This is a genomic window from Streptomyces sp. adm13(2018) (assembly GCF_008042145.1).
In the GTDB taxonomy this organism is placed as follows: domain Bacteria; phylum Actinomycetota; class Actinomycetes; order Streptomycetales; family Streptomycetaceae; genus Streptomyces.
Genome location: NZ_RDBH01000129.1, coordinates 334,374 through 349,749, shown reverse-complemented (window position 1 = coordinate 349,749; position 15,376 = coordinate 334,374). Strand labels below are relative to the sequence as shown.

14 protein-coding genes, 1 pseudogene and 1 riboswitch are annotated in these 15,376 nt (G+C 71.5%); of the genes and pseudogenes, 5 read left to right on the top strand and 10 right to left on the bottom strand.

Translation table 11 applies throughout. The annotated features are described in order from the left end of the window. Positions 1-280 precede the first annotated feature (280 nt). The 5 genes from EAO70_RS18195 to clpS form a co-directional block, all read right to left on the bottom strand. Positions 281-1,252 (bottom strand): ABC transporter substrate-binding protein, encoded by a 972-nt coding sequence (locus EAO70_RS18195; RefSeq protein ID WP_148003985.1) that lies wholly within the window; start codon positions 1,250-1,252, stop codon positions 281-283. A gap of 41 nt (positions 1,253-1,293) precedes the next feature. Further along, a riboswitch (cobalamin riboswitch) is annotated at positions 1,294-1,428 on the bottom strand. Beyond that, positions 1,422-1,850, bottom strand: a complete 429-nt coding sequence (locus EAO70_RS18190) for a Mov34/MPN/PAD-1 family protein (protein ID WP_148003984.1) — start codon at positions 1,848-1,850, stop codon at positions 1,422-1,424. (Overlaps the previous riboswitch by 7 nt.) Positions 1,851-1,973: 123 nt before the next feature. After that, the gene (locus EAO70_RS18185; protein ID WP_148003983.1) at positions 1,974-3,401 is read right to left on the bottom strand and encodes an amino acid permease; all 1,428 of its coding nucleotides are present in this window, start codon (positions 3,399-3,401) and stop codon (positions 1,974-1,976) included. 333 nt (positions 3,402-3,734) lie between these two features. Continuing rightward, entirely contained in the window at positions 3,735-4,316 is a 582-nt protein-coding gene (locus EAO70_RS18180; RefSeq protein WP_148003982.1) for a DUF2017 domain-containing protein, read from the bottom strand. Next, positions 4,316-4,621, bottom strand: coding sequence for an ATP-dependent Clp protease adapter ClpS (gene clpS / locus EAO70_RS18175; protein WP_148003981.1), 306 nt, complete (start codon positions 4,619-4,621; stop codon positions 4,316-4,318). The genes EAO70_RS18180 and clpS overlap by 1 nt, the downstream gene beginning before the upstream one ends. Before the next feature lie 111 nt (positions 4,622-4,732). Here clpS and EAO70_RS18170 point away from each other — a divergent pair, with 111 nt between their 5' ends. Both EAO70_RS18170 and EAO70_RS18165 read left to right on the top strand, forming a co-directional pair. Then, positions 4,733-6,061 carry a nicotinate phosphoribosyltransferase gene (locus tag EAO70_RS18170; RefSeq protein WP_148003980.1) on the top strand — a complete coding sequence of 443 codons (1,329 nt, stop codon included), beginning with the start codon at positions 4,733-4,735 and terminating at the stop codon, positions 6,059-6,061. Positions 6,062-6,166: 105 nt separating this feature from the next. Next, positions 6,167-6,766, top strand: coding sequence for a nicotinamidase (locus tag EAO70_RS18165; protein ID WP_148003979.1), 600 nt, complete (start codon positions 6,167-6,169; stop codon positions 6,764-6,766). Between the two features lie 19 nt (positions 6,767-6,785). Here the strand turns inward: EAO70_RS18165 and EAO70_RS18160 are convergent, their stop codons facing one another. Both EAO70_RS18160 and EAO70_RS18155 read right to left on the bottom strand, forming a co-directional pair. Further along, complete coding sequence (locus EAO70_RS18160) at positions 6,786-7,097, bottom strand: hypothetical protein (protein WP_073913420.1); 312 nt, start codon at positions 7,095-7,097, stop codon at positions 6,786-6,788. Positions 7,098-7,230: 133 nt separating this feature from the next. Continuing rightward, complete coding sequence (locus tag EAO70_RS18155; RefSeq protein WP_148003978.1) at positions 7,231-9,669, bottom strand: immune inhibitor A domain-containing protein; 2,439 nt, start codon at positions 9,667-9,669, stop codon at positions 7,231-7,233. Positions 9,670-10,001: 332 nt separating this feature from the next. Here EAO70_RS18155 and EAO70_RS18150 point away from each other — a divergent pair, with 332 nt between their 5' ends. Then, a complete protein-coding gene (locus tag EAO70_RS18150; RefSeq protein WP_148003977.1) occupies positions 10,002-10,280 on the top strand; it encodes a hypothetical protein in 279 nt (92 codons plus the stop codon). A gap of 32 nt (positions 10,281-10,312) precedes the next feature. Here the strand turns inward: EAO70_RS18150 and EAO70_RS18145 are convergent, their stop codons facing one another. Together EAO70_RS18145 and EAO70_RS39315 are read right to left on the bottom strand one after the other, a co-directional pair. Next, a complete protein-coding gene (locus EAO70_RS18145; RefSeq protein ID WP_148005211.1) occupies positions 10,313-11,107 on the bottom strand; it encodes an RDD family protein in 795 nt (264 codons plus the stop codon). Positions 11,108-11,312: 205 nt separating this feature from the next. Then, positions 11,313-11,432 (bottom strand): annotated as a pseudogene (locus EAO70_RS39315) (DUF2510 domain-containing protein); the annotation flags it as partial. A 321-nt stretch (positions 11,433-11,753) separates the two neighbouring features. On the opposite strand from EAO70_RS39315, the gene EAO70_RS18135 reads away from it, so the two are divergent. Then, positions 11,754-12,245, top strand: coding sequence for an SsgA family sporulation/cell division regulator (locus EAO70_RS18135; protein ID WP_148003976.1), 492 nt, complete (start codon positions 11,754-11,756; stop codon positions 12,243-12,245). Positions 12,246-12,280: 35 nt separating this feature from the next. Here EAO70_RS18135 and EAO70_RS18130 read toward each other — a convergent pair whose 3' ends face one another. Next, complete coding sequence (locus tag EAO70_RS18130) at positions 12,281-13,648, bottom strand: FAD-binding oxidoreductase (protein WP_148003975.1); 1,368 nt, start codon at positions 13,646-13,648, stop codon at positions 12,281-12,283. 98 nt (positions 13,649-13,746) lie between these two features. Between EAO70_RS18130 and EAO70_RS18125 the strand changes: the two genes are divergently transcribed. Next, positions 13,747-15,297, top strand: coding sequence for a tetratricopeptide repeat protein (locus EAO70_RS18125; RefSeq protein ID WP_148003974.1), 1,551 nt, complete (start codon positions 13,747-13,749; stop codon positions 15,295-15,297). The last annotated feature ends 79 nt before the right edge of the window (positions 15,298-15,376 follow it).

Below are 15,376 nucleotides of genomic sequence, written 5' to 3'. Positions count from 1 at the left end.
GGCACGACGGGCACGGCGGCAAGACCGGCGGGACGGGCGGGCACGACGGCGAGATCACCGGGCGCGGCGGCGGGCACGGCGGCAAGACCGGCGGGACCGGCGGGCACGACGGCGGGACCGGTCGGCTCCGCGGTCGCTGCGGGGCGAGCCGCCGCAGCGGGCCCTGTGGGGCGAGCCGGCCCCCCGGCGGGGGCGTCCGGTGGCTCGGTGGGGGCCGGGGTCCGCGGCCGGGGCTGCGGCGGGTCGTCCGGTGTGCTCGCCGCGCGGGCGGGCCCCGCGCTCATCGGGCCGGGTGGAGCTGGGCCGCCAGCTTGTCGACGGCTGTGGGGACGCGGACGCCGAGGACGGTGTCGGAGAGCGGCATCACGGCGAACCGGCGGTTCCTGATCGCGGGGACGTCCTTGAGGGCCGGGTCGTCGAGGAGTCGCTTCTTCTTCTGCTCGACCGTGGTGGAGCCGTAGTCGTAGATGACGACGACCTCGGGCTTGCGGGCGACGACCTGCTCCCAGGTGGCGTCGCCGAAGGCCTTGTCGAGGTCGGCGAAGACGTTCCGGCCGCCGGCGCGGGTGATGAGCTCGTTGCCGATGCCCTTGCCGCCGGCGGTGAACGCGGTCTTGTCGCCGCTGTCGTAGACGAAGACGGAGACGGGCTCGGTGCCCTTGAGCCGCTTCTCGGTGGCGGCGACGGTGGTCCGTGCCTCGCGGACCCAGGTCGCGGCCCGGTCGGGGACACCGAACGTCCGCCCGACCTCCTCGACTTCGCGGTAGAGGTCGTCCACGGAGGGCGAACCGGAGGGGCAGTACTCGGTGTTGAGGCGAGTGGCGATGCCCGCGCGCTTGAGGTCGTCGCGGCTGCGGCCGTCCTTGCTCGCGAAGGCGGAGGAGTAGCCGCCGTAGACGAAGTCGGGGTTGGCGGCGAGCAGCGCCTCCTTGGAGGGGTACTCCCCGGCGAGGACGGGGACGGAGTCGTACGCCTTCTTGTAGGCGGGGAGGACCGTGTCGTCGAGGTAGGCGGTGCCGACGAGCGACTTCTCCAGGCCGAGGGCGAGCATGACCTCGGTGACGTGCTGGTTCATGGTGACCGCGCGCTTCGGCGGCGCCGTGAAGGTCGTCTTCACACCGCAGTTGGAGACGGTGTACGGGAATCCGGACGCGGTCGCGGCGTCGGGGGCCTGTGCCGCGGGGGCCGAGCAGGCGGCGAGCAGCGGGAGCAGGAGGGCGGCGGGCAGCAGGGTGCGGCGGGGCCTGGACATGGCGGAACGTGCCTCCTCCGGGGATTTCCACGTCCCCGTTCGGTGGTGAGAAGGCGGCAGGTCAGTTCCTGGCTTCCGCCTCCCCGGGGGAGGCGGTCACAGTGGCGGGACCGTGCCGGATTCGCACCGGCTTCCTGGGTCCTGCCGCCCGTAGGTCCCGGTCAGTGTCTCAGGCGGCGTACGCCTCGACGACCTCGACCTCCTCCTCGGTCACGACGCCCTCGACGATGGTGAAGGAGCGGAACTGGAAGGGTCCGGCGCCGTCGCTGTCGGCGGTGGAGACGAGGACGTAGTGGGCGTGCGGCTCGTTGGCGTACGAGATGTCCGTGCGGGACGGGTAGGCCTCGGTCGCGGTGTGCGAGTGGTAGACGATGACGGGCTCCTCGTCCCGGTCGTCCATCTCGCGGTAGAGCTTGAGCAGGTCCGCGGAGTCGAACTCGTAGAACGTGGGCGAGCGGGCGGCGTTGAGCATCGGGATGAACCGCTCGGGGCGGCCGGTGCCGACCGGTCCCGCGACCACGCCGCAGGCCTCGTCGGGGTGGTCCGCGCGGGAGTGTTCCACGATCTGGTCGTACAGGGCCCGGGTGATGGTCAGCATGCCGACAGGATAAGCCGACGGGCCGTTCCGTACCGGGGAGTGGTACGGAACGGCCCGTATGCCGAGACGGTCGAGGTCAGGGCCGCTTGGGGACGGCCCGGGGCGACCGCCCGCGGGGTCCGGTCAGGACCGCTTGGCGAAGGCGGCGCCCTCGGGGTTGCGGGACTTCAGGACCAGGTAGGAGACGCCCAGGATGAGACCCCAGACCGGGGCCGCGTACAGGGAGACGCGGGCGCCCTCGTCGATGCCCATCATGACGATGACCATGCCGATGAAGAGGAGCGCGAACCAGCTGGTGTACGGGGCCCCCGGGGCCTTGAAGGTGGACTCGGGGAGCTCGCCGCGGTTGGCCTTGGCGCGGTAGCGGATCTGGCAGACCAGGATCATGATCCAGGCCCACATGCCGGAGATGGTGGCGAAGGAGACGACGTACTCGAAGGCCTTGCCCGGGGCGACGTAGTTGATCCAGACGCCGACCAGCATGAGCGAGGCCGAGAAGGTCAGGCCGAGCAGCGGGGTGCCGCTCTTGGTGAGCTTCGTGAAGACCTTGGGGCCCTGGCCGTTCAGCGCGAGGTCGCGCAGCATGCGGCCGGTGGAGTACATGCCCGAGTTGCAGGAGGAGAGGGCCGCGGTCAGCACCACGAAGTTGACGATGGCGGCGCCGACGCCGAGGCCCATCTTCTCGAAGGCGGCGACGAACGGGGAGACGCCCGGCTGGAACTCGGTCCACGGGACGACCGACAGGATCATGATCAGCGCGCCGACGTAGAAGACGGCGATGCGCCACGGCACGGTGTTGATGGCCTTGGGCAGGACGGTCTTCGGGTCCTTGGACTCGCCGGCGGTGACGCCGACCAGCTCGACCGCGAGGAACGCGAACATGACGATCTGGAGGGTCATCAGCGTGTTGCCGACACCGGTGGGGAAGAAGCCGCCCTGGTCCCACAGGTGGGTCACGGAGGCGGTGTCCCCGGCGTCGGAGAAGCCGACGGTGAGGATGCCGGCGCAGATCAGGATCATGCCGATGATGGCGGTGACCTTGACCATGGAGAACCAGAACTCCAGCTCACCGAAGAGCTTCACGGAGATCAGGTTGGCGCCGTAGAGGATCACGGTGAAGACCAGCGCGGAGATCCACTGCGGGATGTCCCACCAGTACGTCATATAGGTGGCCGCGGCGGTGACTTCGGTGATGCCGGTGACGACCCAGAAGAGCCAGTACGTCCAGCCGGTCACGAAGCCCCAGAACGGGCCGACGAACTCGCGTGCGTACTCCGCGAAGGAGCCGGACACGGGGCGGTACATGAGGAGCTCGCCGAGGGCGCGCATGATGAAGAAGATGACCAGGCCCGCGATGGCGTACGCGAGGATCAGGCTGGGGCCCGCCTTGGCGATGGCCTTGCCGGCGCCGAGGAAGAGGCCGGTGCCGATGGCACCGCCGATCGCGATCATCTGGATCTGCCGGGCGCCGAGGCCACGCTGGTAGCCCTCGCCGCCGTCCACGGCCCCGTCGGTGCCGTCGTGCTGCTTGTCGACCTGCACAGAGGTCATGGTGGTGCGCCTTTCTCCATGCTGATCCGCGCGACTGCGAGTGCGTCTGCCGCGGATCAGATCCTGATCCCCCCGGATGTGGATGGAGTGCCACCGGCGGTCAGCCGGACGAAGCGCCCTCGGGAACAGGGGTGGCGTCCCCGAGCGGTCGTGAAGATTTATCACGCGGTCCGGCGTGATCGAGGGAGTGGCGTGTGGCGCACGCCACAGAATGTGGCGGATGAAGAGGGCGCAAGACGCCAAAGCGGACGCTCTGATAACGCATTCGTTATCCGGATTTGAGCGTCCGCTGAGCGAACACCCTCTGATGAAGGGGTGTCCGGGGAGGTGCCGTCAGGACATCAGGGTCTCGACGAGGGACTCCTGGAGCGCCCCCAGCCAGAGGTACGCCATCACCATCGGCTTGCGCGGGTCGGAGTCCGGCAGCCGGTACAGCTGCTCGCCCTCGTCGTCGCTGACCTCCAGGCGGGTGCCGATGGTCAGCCGGAGGTCGTTGAGCGCGCCGAGCCAGGCACGGGACTCGTCCGGGGTCAGCTTCAGGACGGCGCCGCCCTCGCCGGCCGCGCCGGCGGAGAGCGCGTCGAGGGCGCGGACGACCACGAGGGCGTCCTCGCGCTTGCGGGCCCGCAGGTCGTTCTCCGTGAAGCGGCGGAAGTCGGAGGCGGCGGCCCGCAGCTCCTCGCTGTCGTTCCCGTACGCGTCGGGGAAGAGACGCTTGAGGGCGGGGTCTGACGGCGGCTTGCTGGGACCCTCGGCGAAGAGGGCGGCCAGCGGGTCGGCGCCCTCGGCGGGCTCCTCGCCCGGTCCGATCAGCTCCATGAGCTGGACGGCGAGGGAGCGGAGGATGGAGATCTCGACGTCGTCGAGGGCGACGGCCGCGCCGCCGCCGGGCAGGGTCTCGAAGTGCCCGGCCATCAGAAGCGGTCCTGGGAGAGGGTCGCCCAGAGGCCGTAGCCGTGCATGGCCTGCACGTCGCGCTCCATCTCCTCGCGGGTACCGCTGGACACGACCGCGCGTCCCTTGTGGTGCACGTCGAGCATCAGTTTGTGCGCCTTGTCCTTGGAGTAGCCGAAGTACGACTGGAAGACGTACGACACATAGCTCATCAGGTTGACCGGATCGTTGTGCACGAGGGTCACCCAGGGCACGTCCGGCTCGACGACCGCGGAGACCTCCTCGGCCGATTCCGTACGTTCGATCTCAATAGGCGCGACGCTCACTCACCCCATGCTGCCACCCCGGAGGGCCCGTCGCACAAACGGGTCACCCGCCCGCCACGCGCCCGCACCCCTATTCGTCACTCTGACGATTTCTGCGCTAGCATCGCTGACATGAACGCTGCGGACCTTGGGCTGCCGGTGGACGTGCCGTCTACCGCGCTCTTCACCGACCAGTACGAACTGACCATGCTCCAGGCGGCCCTGCGGGGCGGCACCGCCGACCGGCGGTCCGTCTTCGAGGTCTTCACCCGGCGACTGCCGGAGGGCCGGCGCTACGGCGTCCTCGCCGGGGTCGGCCGGGTGCTCGACGCCGTCGAGAACTTCCGGTTCGACCCGGCCGTCCTGGGCTTCCTGCGCGAGCGCGGCATCGTCGACGAGCCGACCCTGGAGTGGCTCGCCCGTTACCGCTTCACCGGCGACATCTGGGGCTACCCCGAGGGCGAGGTGTACTTCCCCGGCTCGCCCGTCCTGCGCGTCGAGGGCTCCTTCGCCGAGTGCGTGCTCCTAGAGACGGTGATCCTCTCCATCCTCAACCACGACTCGGCCATCGCCGCCGCCGCCTCCCGCATGTCGGCCGCGGCCGCCGGGCGCCGGCTGATCGAGATGGGCGCCCGGCGCACCCACGAGCTGGCCGCCGTCGCCGCCTCCCGCGCCGCCTACGTCGGCGGCTTCGACTCCACCTCGGACCTCGCCGCCGGCTTCCGCTACGGCATCCCGACCGTCGGCACCTCCGCCCACGCCTTCACGCTCCTGCACGACAGCGAGCGGGACGCCTTCCGCGCCCAGGTCGAGAGCCTCGGCCGCGGCACGACCCTGCTCGTCGACACCTACGACGTGGCCGAGGCCGTCCGCACCGCGGTCGAGGTGGCGGGACCCGAGCTCGGGGCCGTCAGGATCGACTCCGGCGACCTGCTGCTCGTCGCCCACCGGGTCCGCCAGCAGCTCGACGAGCTGGGCGCCCGCGACACGAAGATCGTCGTCACCTCGGACCTCGACGAGTACGCCATCGCCTCCCTCGCGGCGGCCCCGGTCGACGCGTACGGGGTCGGCACCCAGCTGGTCACCGGCAGCGGCCACCCGACCTGCTCCATGGTCTACAAGCTGGTCGCCCGCGCCACCTCGGCCGACCTTCGGGCGCCGCTCACCCCGGTCGCCAAGAAGTCGCTCGGCGGCAAGGCCTCGGTCGGCGGGCGCAAGTGGGCGGCGCGCCGCCCCGACGCGTACGGGATCGCCGAGGCGGAGGTCCTGGGCACCGGCCCGGTCCCGCCGGAGCTCGCCGACCACCAGCTCCTGGTCGAGCTGGTCAAGGGCGGCGACGTGGTGGCCAGGGAGCCGCTGGAGGCCGCGAGGGCCCGGCACATCGCGGCCCGCGGCGGGCTGCCCATGTCGGCGATGCAGCTGTCCCGGGGCGAGCCCGTGCTGCCCACCGAGTACCTGTAGGGCCGGACCCGCGGGGCCACGCGGACGGACCCGCCCCCTCCCGGTGGGCGGGCCGATTCTCTAGGCTCGGACCCACCCCTCCCCGACGCGCTAAGGACACCCGCCATGCACCGCGCATTGATCGTTGTGGACGTTCAGAACGACTTCTGCGAGGGCGGCAGCCTCGCGGTGGGCGGCGGCGCGGACGTCGCCGCCGCCATCACCGACCTGGTCGGCCAGACGGCGGGCACCTCCTACCGGCACGTGGTCGCCACCCGCGACCACCACGTCGACCCGGGGGCGCACTTCGCGGCGGAGGGCGAGGAGCCGGACTACGTCACCTCCTGGCCGGTGCACTGCGTGGCCGGCACGGAGGGCGTCGGCTTCCACCCGAACTTCGCGCCGGCCGTCGCCAGCGGGGCGATCGACGCCGTCTTCGACAAGGGCGCGTACGACGCGGCGTACAGCGGCTTCGAGGGCCACGACGAGAACGGACTCAGGCTCGCGGAGTGGCTCCGCGAGCGGGAGGTCACCGAGGTCGACGTGGTGGGCATCGCCACCGACCACTGCGTGCGGGCGACGGCCCTGGACGCGGCCCGCGAGGGCTTCCGCACCCATGTGCTGCTCGATCTGACGGCCGGCGTCGCGAAGGAGACGACGGACCGGGCCCTGGAGGAGCTGCGGGCGGCGGGCGTGGAGCTGACCGGCAAGCCCGTGGTGGCCTGAGCCTCCCCTCGCGGGCCCCTCAGGCGGCCGGCTCCCTGGGGAGGGTCCGTACGGGGTGCCAGAGCTCCTGGGCGGCGCCCGGCGCGGATCTCCAGAGCAGGCCGTCGGGGTGGTGCAGGACGGCCGTGATCTCGTCCGGCGTGGGCGGCTCGCTGTTGCCCCGGAGGTAGACCGCGCGCAGCCCCAGGTTCCGCAGCCGGGTCAGGGCGCGGGCACGGTTCGCGGCGTGCACCAGGAAGCGGACGCTGGCGCCGTCGCGGGCCGGGCTGGGCAGCCCTATCGCGACGACCACACTGCCTCCCGGCAACTTGCAGAACCCTCCGTTGGGCATGCGTAACCACTCCCCCGTGGATCGACTGTCAATAAGAACATCGGTCTGATGCGTCAGACGCACCTAAACACGATCGGCCGCCGCCCGCTAGAGGGGCGACGGCCGATCATGCTTTGACCTGCGATTTTACCGATTACTTCGTGGACGGACCCACGCGGACCGTGATCGTCTCGCCGTTCTTCGGCTCCTTGACGACCTGGATCTTGGTGTTGGTGTCAGTTACCTGGACACCGGCGCGCGCCGTCTCCTTGAACCAGTACGTGCCCTTGCGGTCGTCGAAGACCGGGTTGCCCGGCAGCGACGGGACGAAGGACGCGACGTCGGCCTTGTGGAGCAGCATGCCGTCGGTCTTGTAGGTGCCGAAGGTGGAGTCGTACGCCTGGACGCGGTTGCGCATCAGGGTGCCGTCCTTCCACTTCAGCGGGGTCGGGTGGGAGTCGACCGGAAGGATCAGGCCCTGGCCCGGGTGGACCGCGGTGTTGTTGTCCTTCTGGGAGAGGTCCCACTTCCAGATGAGCAGGCCGTTCTGGTACGGGTAGTGCTCGACCCAGCTCGCCTTGTCACCGGTGAACCCGAAGTTGTACGGGCCGACCTTGAGGGTGGCGTCGTACGAGACGTACTGGCGGTTCTCCGCGATGTAGTACTGCTCGTACTCCTTCGTGAAGCCCTTGCCGACCCGCGAGAAGCCCTTGGCCGTCCAGCCGTTGTCGCCGTTCTCGGCGCCGTCGGCGAAGACGGTCGCACCGTCGGCGGTCAGCGTGATGGCGTCGGCCGTGAAGCCCTTGCCGCCGGCGCCGCCGTCCGTCTGGTAGCGGAAGCGGAGGTCGAACTTCTTGCCCGCGTAGGCGTCGAGGCCGTAGACGAGCTCCTTGTGGGTGCCCGAGACGTCGGTCAGCGCCGGGGCGCCGCTGGCGTCGCGCGGGAGCGGCTTGCCGTCGGCGGTGCCGTCCAGGGCCGTCCAGCTGGCGCCGCCGTCGGTCGACACCTCGGTGTAGAGGTAGTCGTAGTCGAGCTCGATGTCGTACCAGCCCTTGAGCTTCAGGGAGGCGGACTTCTTGCCCGTCAGGTCGACGGAGCGGGTCAGGGTGTTCTTGAGGTCGTCACCCATGTTGCTCCACCACTGCGAGGCGCCCTCGGCGGGCGCGACGACGTCGGTGGTGACGGCCTTCTTCGGCAGCTCGACGACGAGCGCCTGCGGGTTCTTCGTGTTGTACTCGGCGACGCCCAGCTTGTGGGTGGAGTTCCACTTGCGGGCCTCGTTGGCGACCTTGGTGTAGTTCAGCCAGCCGAGCTGCAGCTTGTCCCAGGCGTTCATGTCGCCGGGCAGGTCGCCGATGGCGTCCTTGCCGCGGCCGAGCCAGGAACCGGAGGACATGAGCGACCAGAAGCCGGTCGAGTTCTCGGCGCCGGCGGCGCCGGAGGTGTCGTACAGGTCCGGCAGACCGAGGTCGTGGCCGTACTCGTGCGCGAAGACGCCGAGGCCGCCGTTCTCGGGCTGCATCGTGTAGTCGCCGACCCAGATGCCGGAGTCGCCGATCTGCGTGCCGCCGGCCTTGTTGTTCGCCGGGCCGGTCTTGCCCGCGTTGGTGCCGTAGGCGTACCAGCGGTGGGCCCACAGGGCGTCGCCGCCCTGGGCGCCGCCGCCCGCCGACTCGTCCTCGCCCGCGTGGACGATCTGGAAGTGGTCGATGTACCCGTCGGGCTCGTTGAAGTTGCCGTCGCCGTCGAAGTCGTACCGGTCCCAGAGGTCGTACTGGGCCATGTCGGCCTTGATCTGGGCGTCGGTGCGGCCCTTGGCCTTCTGGTCGGCGACGAAGGCGGTGACGCCGTCGCGGACCGCGTCCCAGACGTTGGAGCAGTTGCTGTTGCCGCAGTAGTTCGAGCCGTAACGGGCCTCGTTGTACTCGACCTTGACCCAGTCGGAGACGTTGCCGTCGACCGAGTAGCGGCCGGACGAGGTCTTCTCGTAGTAGGTCTTCAGCGACTGCTTGTCCTGGCCCTTGGCGTCCTTGCCGGTGCCGAAGTACAGGTCCTGGAAGTGCTTCTGGTTGTAGTCGGCCTTCCAGTCCGTGGAGTTGTCGTGCGCACGGTCCGGCTTGGCTATCTTGTTGTGCAGGGGGCCGGGCGTGCCGCCGTACTTCGGCTTCGGCTCAGTCGTGTCGTCGTCCGCGCGGTCGACGAGGGTGGTGTTGTCCACCTTGTCGCCGAACTCGACCAGGATCGTGAAGATCTTGTCGGTCTTCTCGCGGCCCAGCTCGACGTACTTCTTGTTGTCGAGCTTGACGACCTGGGAGCCGTTGCGCCGCTCCACCTTCGACTCGCCGCTCAGCACCTGCTCCAGGGCAGCCTTGCGCTGCTGCTCCTGCTGCTCGCTGAAGGGACCCTCGAGGTCGTGGTCGACCGCCGTCTTGTCGATCCCGGCGCCGGGCGCCGGGTCGTGACGGACATCGGCCGGCGTCACGCTGCCGTGGTTGTCGGCCCATGCGGGTGTGAAGGTCGAGGCGGTGGCGGCGGTGGCCGCGAGCGCCACAACAACTGCGGACGTTCTGATCGCCCGTCGTCTGTTGGTCACTTGATATGTCCTCCCCGGCGCCCGCACTACGGACCGAAGGTGGGGTGTCCGCTCGGCGGGTCGCGCGTCACAAGTGACGACATTCGACCGGAGGTACGCAAGAAAAGACAGATCTTGACTTGCACATACCAACTGCACTATGCGGGAGCTGATTTCCGATTATCGGACGATCCACGGGTGTCCTGCCGGAAAAATCATGCGCCCCGTGACTCCGTGCGCCCCCCGTGCACCCCGTGCACCCTCATGGTGGGTGAGGTCACGCTTACTTCGGTTCCGCCCGGGCATCCACGGACTTAGAGTCGAACCGTTGTCCTGAGAGGGCGGTACGTGTCATGCAGCGTCCGAACGCCGCGCAACTCACCTACGGTTCGGCCACCGTCGTCCTCGCGACCGTCGCCCTGCTGCTGCTCTCCGGTACGACGTCCACGCTCGGGATCTCGGTGGTCTGCCTCGCGGGCCTGCTGCTCGGACTGCTCGTGGCGGTGACGATGCCCCCGCGGACGACCGGCGTCAAGACCGCCGCGCGGACTCCCGCACCCGCCGCGCGCGAGGAGGCCCGGGTCCCGACCGCGCGCGTGGGCGCGGGGGTCGACACCCGGACCGGTTCCTGACACCTCCCCCCGCGCGCCGGTGGCCCGTTCGGCTACCGCGGGACGGAGACCACCACCGTCTTGGCGGCCTTGTCGTGCAGACCCTGCTTGTAGGGCTTGTCGACCAGGATCAGGATCAGCAGGAGCAGCGGCCACAGGCAGGCGCAGCAGACCAGGGCGGGCAGCCACAGGACGACCGCGCGCAGCAGGGACTGGCTCATCGGGGGCGTCGAGCCGTCGTTCAGCATCGCGACCCGCAGCTTCAGCCACTTCTTGCCGAGCGTCTGGCCGTTCTTCGCCACCATCACCGTGTCGTAGGCGACGAACGCGACGATCGTGATCAGCTGGAAGACCAGCTGACTGCCTCCGTTGAGGCTGTTGATCGTGTCGCCGAAGTCGCTGCCGTCCTCGGTCGCCCGCGAGTAGATCTTGAACGGGATGCCGATGATCGCCAGCGGGATCGCGACGATCAGCCAGTCGATGATCCGGGCGGCGATCCGCTTGCCCGACTCGGCGAGCGGCGGCATCCCGGAGAGCGGATCGGTGCCTCCGTACCCGGCGCCGTAGCCGCCGCCGTACGGGGGCGGGGGCGGCGCGTTCTCGTACGGGGAGCCGCTCCCGGGACCGTACGGCGAACCGCCCCCGGGGCCGTACGGACTCCCGGGCGGCGGACCGCCCGGGAGTCCGTACGGCCCCGGGGGCCCCCCGCCCCCGCCGTGCCCGCGCGGGACCCCGGTCCTGCGCGGGCACGGCGGGGGCGGGGGGCGCGGGCTGGGACTGCTGGTGTGGCTGGGGCTGCGACTGCTGTTGCTGCGGCTGCTGTTGTGCGGGGCGCTGCGGCTCGTGATGCGGCTGCGGATCCTGGTGCCGCTGTGGCTCCTCGTACCGCTGTGGCAGGTGCCGCTCCGGCTGCTGCCGGGCCGGTTCCGGTGCGGGCCGGGCCGGCTGCGCGGGCGCGGCCGGTGCCGGCGCCGGGCCGGAGGCGAGGATCGGGCCGGCCGGGATCGCCGAGGCGGGCGGGCCCGGCGGAACCTCACCGTCCGTGGGCGCGGGCCTGCTCGTACCGGGGACCCAGGCGCCTCCGTTCCAGAACCGGATGTACCCGGGAATGGACGGGTCCGGGTAGTACCCCGCCTGCGGTACCTCTTCGCCGCCTCCAGGAGGAGTAGCCACTGCCCCGACTCCGTTCAGTCACAACGCCCTTGAACCACGCGGCCGCGTGCCGGGCGTGCCGCGCCCAAGGAGGACAGTAACGAAGAACGCCCCCGAGGGAACGAAGAGCCCACGAGAAAGCCCGCCTTCGAGGGGGACGCGTACCGGAATCGGTCACTCCCGGTGATTCTCGGGCCGGTGCATGCTCTGCATTCTCCCGATTCTCCCGCCCGGGAAAACTTTCCGGGAAAAACTTTCCGAAGTCGCGTAATGAGCGGCGGGCAGCCCGCTCTCTCCATGTGAAGGCCCGACCGGGGCCGGTCAGCGAGAGGGAGTACGGCGATGCAGAACACCGACAACACCACCGTCGAGCGCGAGCTGGAGCTGAAGCTGGTGCTGTCCCCGGAGCGGGCCGTGCCCGTCCCCGCGCGTCTCGCCTACCGCACGGACGACCCGTACGCCGTCCACATCACGTTCCACATCGGCACCGACCACCCGGTCAACTGGACGTTCGCGCGCGAACTCCTGGTCGAGGGCGTGTTCCGCGCGTGCGGCCACGGTGACGTGCGGATCTGGCCCACGAAGGTCGACGGCCGCGGCGTCGTCCTGATGGCGCTCTCGTCCCCCGACGGGGACGCCCTGCTCGAAGCCCCCTCCGCGCAGGTGTCCGCCTGGCTGGAGCGGACCCTGAACGCGGTGCCGCCGGGCACCGAGGCGGAGCGGCTCGGCCTCGACGACGGCCTCGCCGAACTCCTGGCGACCACCGTGATCGCGGACGAGCTGTGGCTGCGGGACCCGTGGCCGTCGGACGAGTCCCAGGACGGCGACCTGTGACCCCCTCCCCCGCGCGTCGACCCGGGTCCCCCGGCTCAGAAGAGCTTTCCGGGGTTCAGCAGGCCCAGGGGGTCGAAGGTGGCCTTGATCCCCCGCTGCAGTTCGAGCCCGACCGGCCCCAGCTCCCGCGCCAGCCACTCCTTCTTGAGGACGCCCACGCCGTGCTCGCCGGTGATCGTGCCGCCGAGCGCGAGCCCGAGCGCCATGATCTCGTCGAAGGACTCCCGCGCGCGCCGGGACTCGTCCTCGTCGGTGTGGTCGAAGCAGACGACGGGATGGGTGTTGCCGTCGCCCGCGTGGGCGCAGACGCCGATGGTGAGGTCGTACTTCTCCGCGACCGCGGCCGTGCCGGCGAGCATCTCGGCGAGCCGCGTCCGCGGCACGCAGACGTCGTCGATCATCGTCGCCGACTTGATCGTCTCCAGGGCCGTGAGGGACAGCCGGCGTGCCTGGAGCAGGAGTTCGGACTCGGCGGCGTCGGCGGCGGGGACGACCTCGGTGGCGCCCGCCGCCGCGCACAGCTCCGCCACGGCGGCCAGGTCCGCGGCCGGGTCGGGGGTGTCGAAGGCGCACAGCAGCAGCGCCTCGGTGGTGTCGGGCAGCCCCATCCGCGCCATCCGGTTGACGGCCTGGACGGTGGTGCGGTCCATCAGTTCGAGCAGCGACGGGGTGTGGCCGCGCTCCATGATCGTGCAGACGGCCGCGCAGGCGGCGGCCGCGGAGGGGAACTCGGCGGCCAGGGCGAGCTGCGCCGGGGGCTGCGGCCTGAGCTGGAGCACGGCCCGGACGACGATCCCGAGACTGCCCTCCGAGCCGACGAAGAGCCTGGTCAGGTCATAGCCGGCGACGCCCTTGGCGGTGCGGCGGCCGGTGGTCAGGAGCCGCCCGTCGGCGAGCACGACATCGAGGCCGAGGACGTACTCGGCCGTCACCCCGTACTTGACGCAGCACAGGCCGCCGGAGGCCGTGCCGATGTTCCCGCCGATGGTGCACGTCTCCCAGCTGGACGGGTCCGGCGGGTAGTACAGGCCGTGTTCGGCGACGGCCCGTGACAGCACCGCGTTGACGACACCGGGTTCGACGACGGCGATCCGGTCGACCGGGTTGACCTCCAGGATGCGGTCCATCCTCACCAGGGAGAGCACGATGCAGCCGTCGGAGGCGTTGGCGCCGCCGGAGAGGCCCGTGCGGGCCCCCTGGGGGACGACGGGGACGCGGAGCGCGGTGGCGGTGCGCATGACGTGCTGCACCTGCTCGACGGTCCGCGGGAGCACCACGACGGCGGGCGCGCCGGCCTCGCAGAAGCTCGCCATGTCGTTCGCGTAGGAGGCGGTCACGTCCGGATCGGTGAGCAGCGCCTCGGCCGGGAGCCCGGCGCGCAGCCGCGTCAGAAGATCGTCCATGTCTCCAGCGTGGCACCCGGGGCCATCGGTGTGAACCCGCCGGGGCGGGCGCTTCGTGTGCTCTTCGTACAGCCGCGGGCGGGAGCACAGTGAGCGCCATGAAGACGCAGAACGTGTCGAGGGCGGTCCTGGCGGCCGGCGCGGGCGCGGTGCTCGCGGCGACGGCGCTCCTGTACGTCCCCGAGCTCCTCGACCAGGGGCCGCCGCCCCCGCCGGGTCCGGCGGAGCGGGCGACGATCGCGGCCCACGCGGGCGCGCAGGCCTCGCTGCCGGACCTGGCGGCGCTGATCACCGACCGGGAGGGGTGGCTGCGCGACCATCCGGACGACGACGCGTCCTGGGCGGAGCTCGGCGCGGCGTACACGGAGCGGGGTGCGCGGCTCGGCGACGTGCGGGACTATCCGCGCGCCGAGCAGGCGCTGCGGCGCTCGCTCGCCGCACGGCCCGCCGCGCGCGGCAACAGGGCGGCCCAGCTGGCCATGGGGGCGCTCGCGGGGGCGCGCGGCGACTGGCGGACGGCCCGGGAGTGGGGCGAGAAGGCCCGGAAGGCCGATCCGCGCGGCTGGCCGGTGTATCCGGTCCTGATGGACGCGTACAACGGCCTCGGGGACTACAAGGCGGCCCAGAAGGCGATGGAGACCCTGGAGGGGCTCCACGCGGGCGCGATGGTGCGGACGCGGGCCGCGCAGACCTATCGCGACCGGGGCTGGCGCGAGGACGCCGACGCGGCGGGCCTCGCCGCGGTGGCGCTCGCGGAGGCGGCCCCGGACAAGGCGGCGGCGCTGGCCCGGCTCGGGGACCTGGCCTGGGAGCGGGGCGAGCCGGAGGAGGCGCTCGCCCGGTTCGGGGCGGCGCTGGCGCAGGTACGGGACCACGGACCGGCGCTCGCGGGCCGGGCGCGGGCCCTGGCGGCGCTGGGCCGCACCGACGAGGCGCTGCGGGACTGGCGGGCCGCGCTCGCCCGGCTGCCGCTCCCCGAGTACGTCCTGGAGGCGGGCGAGCTGTCGGAGTCGCTGGGTCTCGACGGGGACGCGCGGTCGCTGTACGCGCGGCTGCGGACCGGCGCGTGGGCGGGCGGGGAGGTACCCCTTGCCCTGCTCGACGCGGACCACGGGAGCGCGGCGGAGGCGGTCGCGCGGATGCGGACGGAGTGGGCGCGGGGGCACCGTTCGGTGCGGGTCGCGGACGCGCTCGGCTGGGCGCTGTACCGGGCGGGCCGGCCGAAGGAGGCGCTGGAGTACGCGACCCGGGCCACCGAAGAGGGGCTGCGGAGCGCCCTCTTCGCGTACCACCGGGGCGAGATCGAACGGGCCCTCGGGGACGACGGCCCGGCCCGGCGGCACGTGGCGGAGGCGCTGCGGGTCAACCCGCACTTCTCCCCCCTGCTCGCGCCGAGGGCACGCGAGGCGCTGGCGGCGCTGGGCGAACCGTCGGACGACCTCCCGGACGAACTCCGGCCGGAGCCGGAGGAGGCCCGGCAGACGGGCGGGCGGACGGGCGGTCGGACTCCGGGGAGGGCGGTGAAGCCCATGAAGGCGGTGAAGCCGGTGAAGCCGGTGGCTCAGGCGGGGCAGGCGGGACCGGCTGGCCAGGCGGGATCGGCGGGACCGGCGGGCCAGGCGGCTCCGGTCGCTGGTGACGTGCCGTAGAGGGTGCCGTACGAGCCCGGTCCGGTCGGGYCTGATCGGCGAGGCCCCCCGGGGACGGTGCCCCGGCCCACGCGGGGGG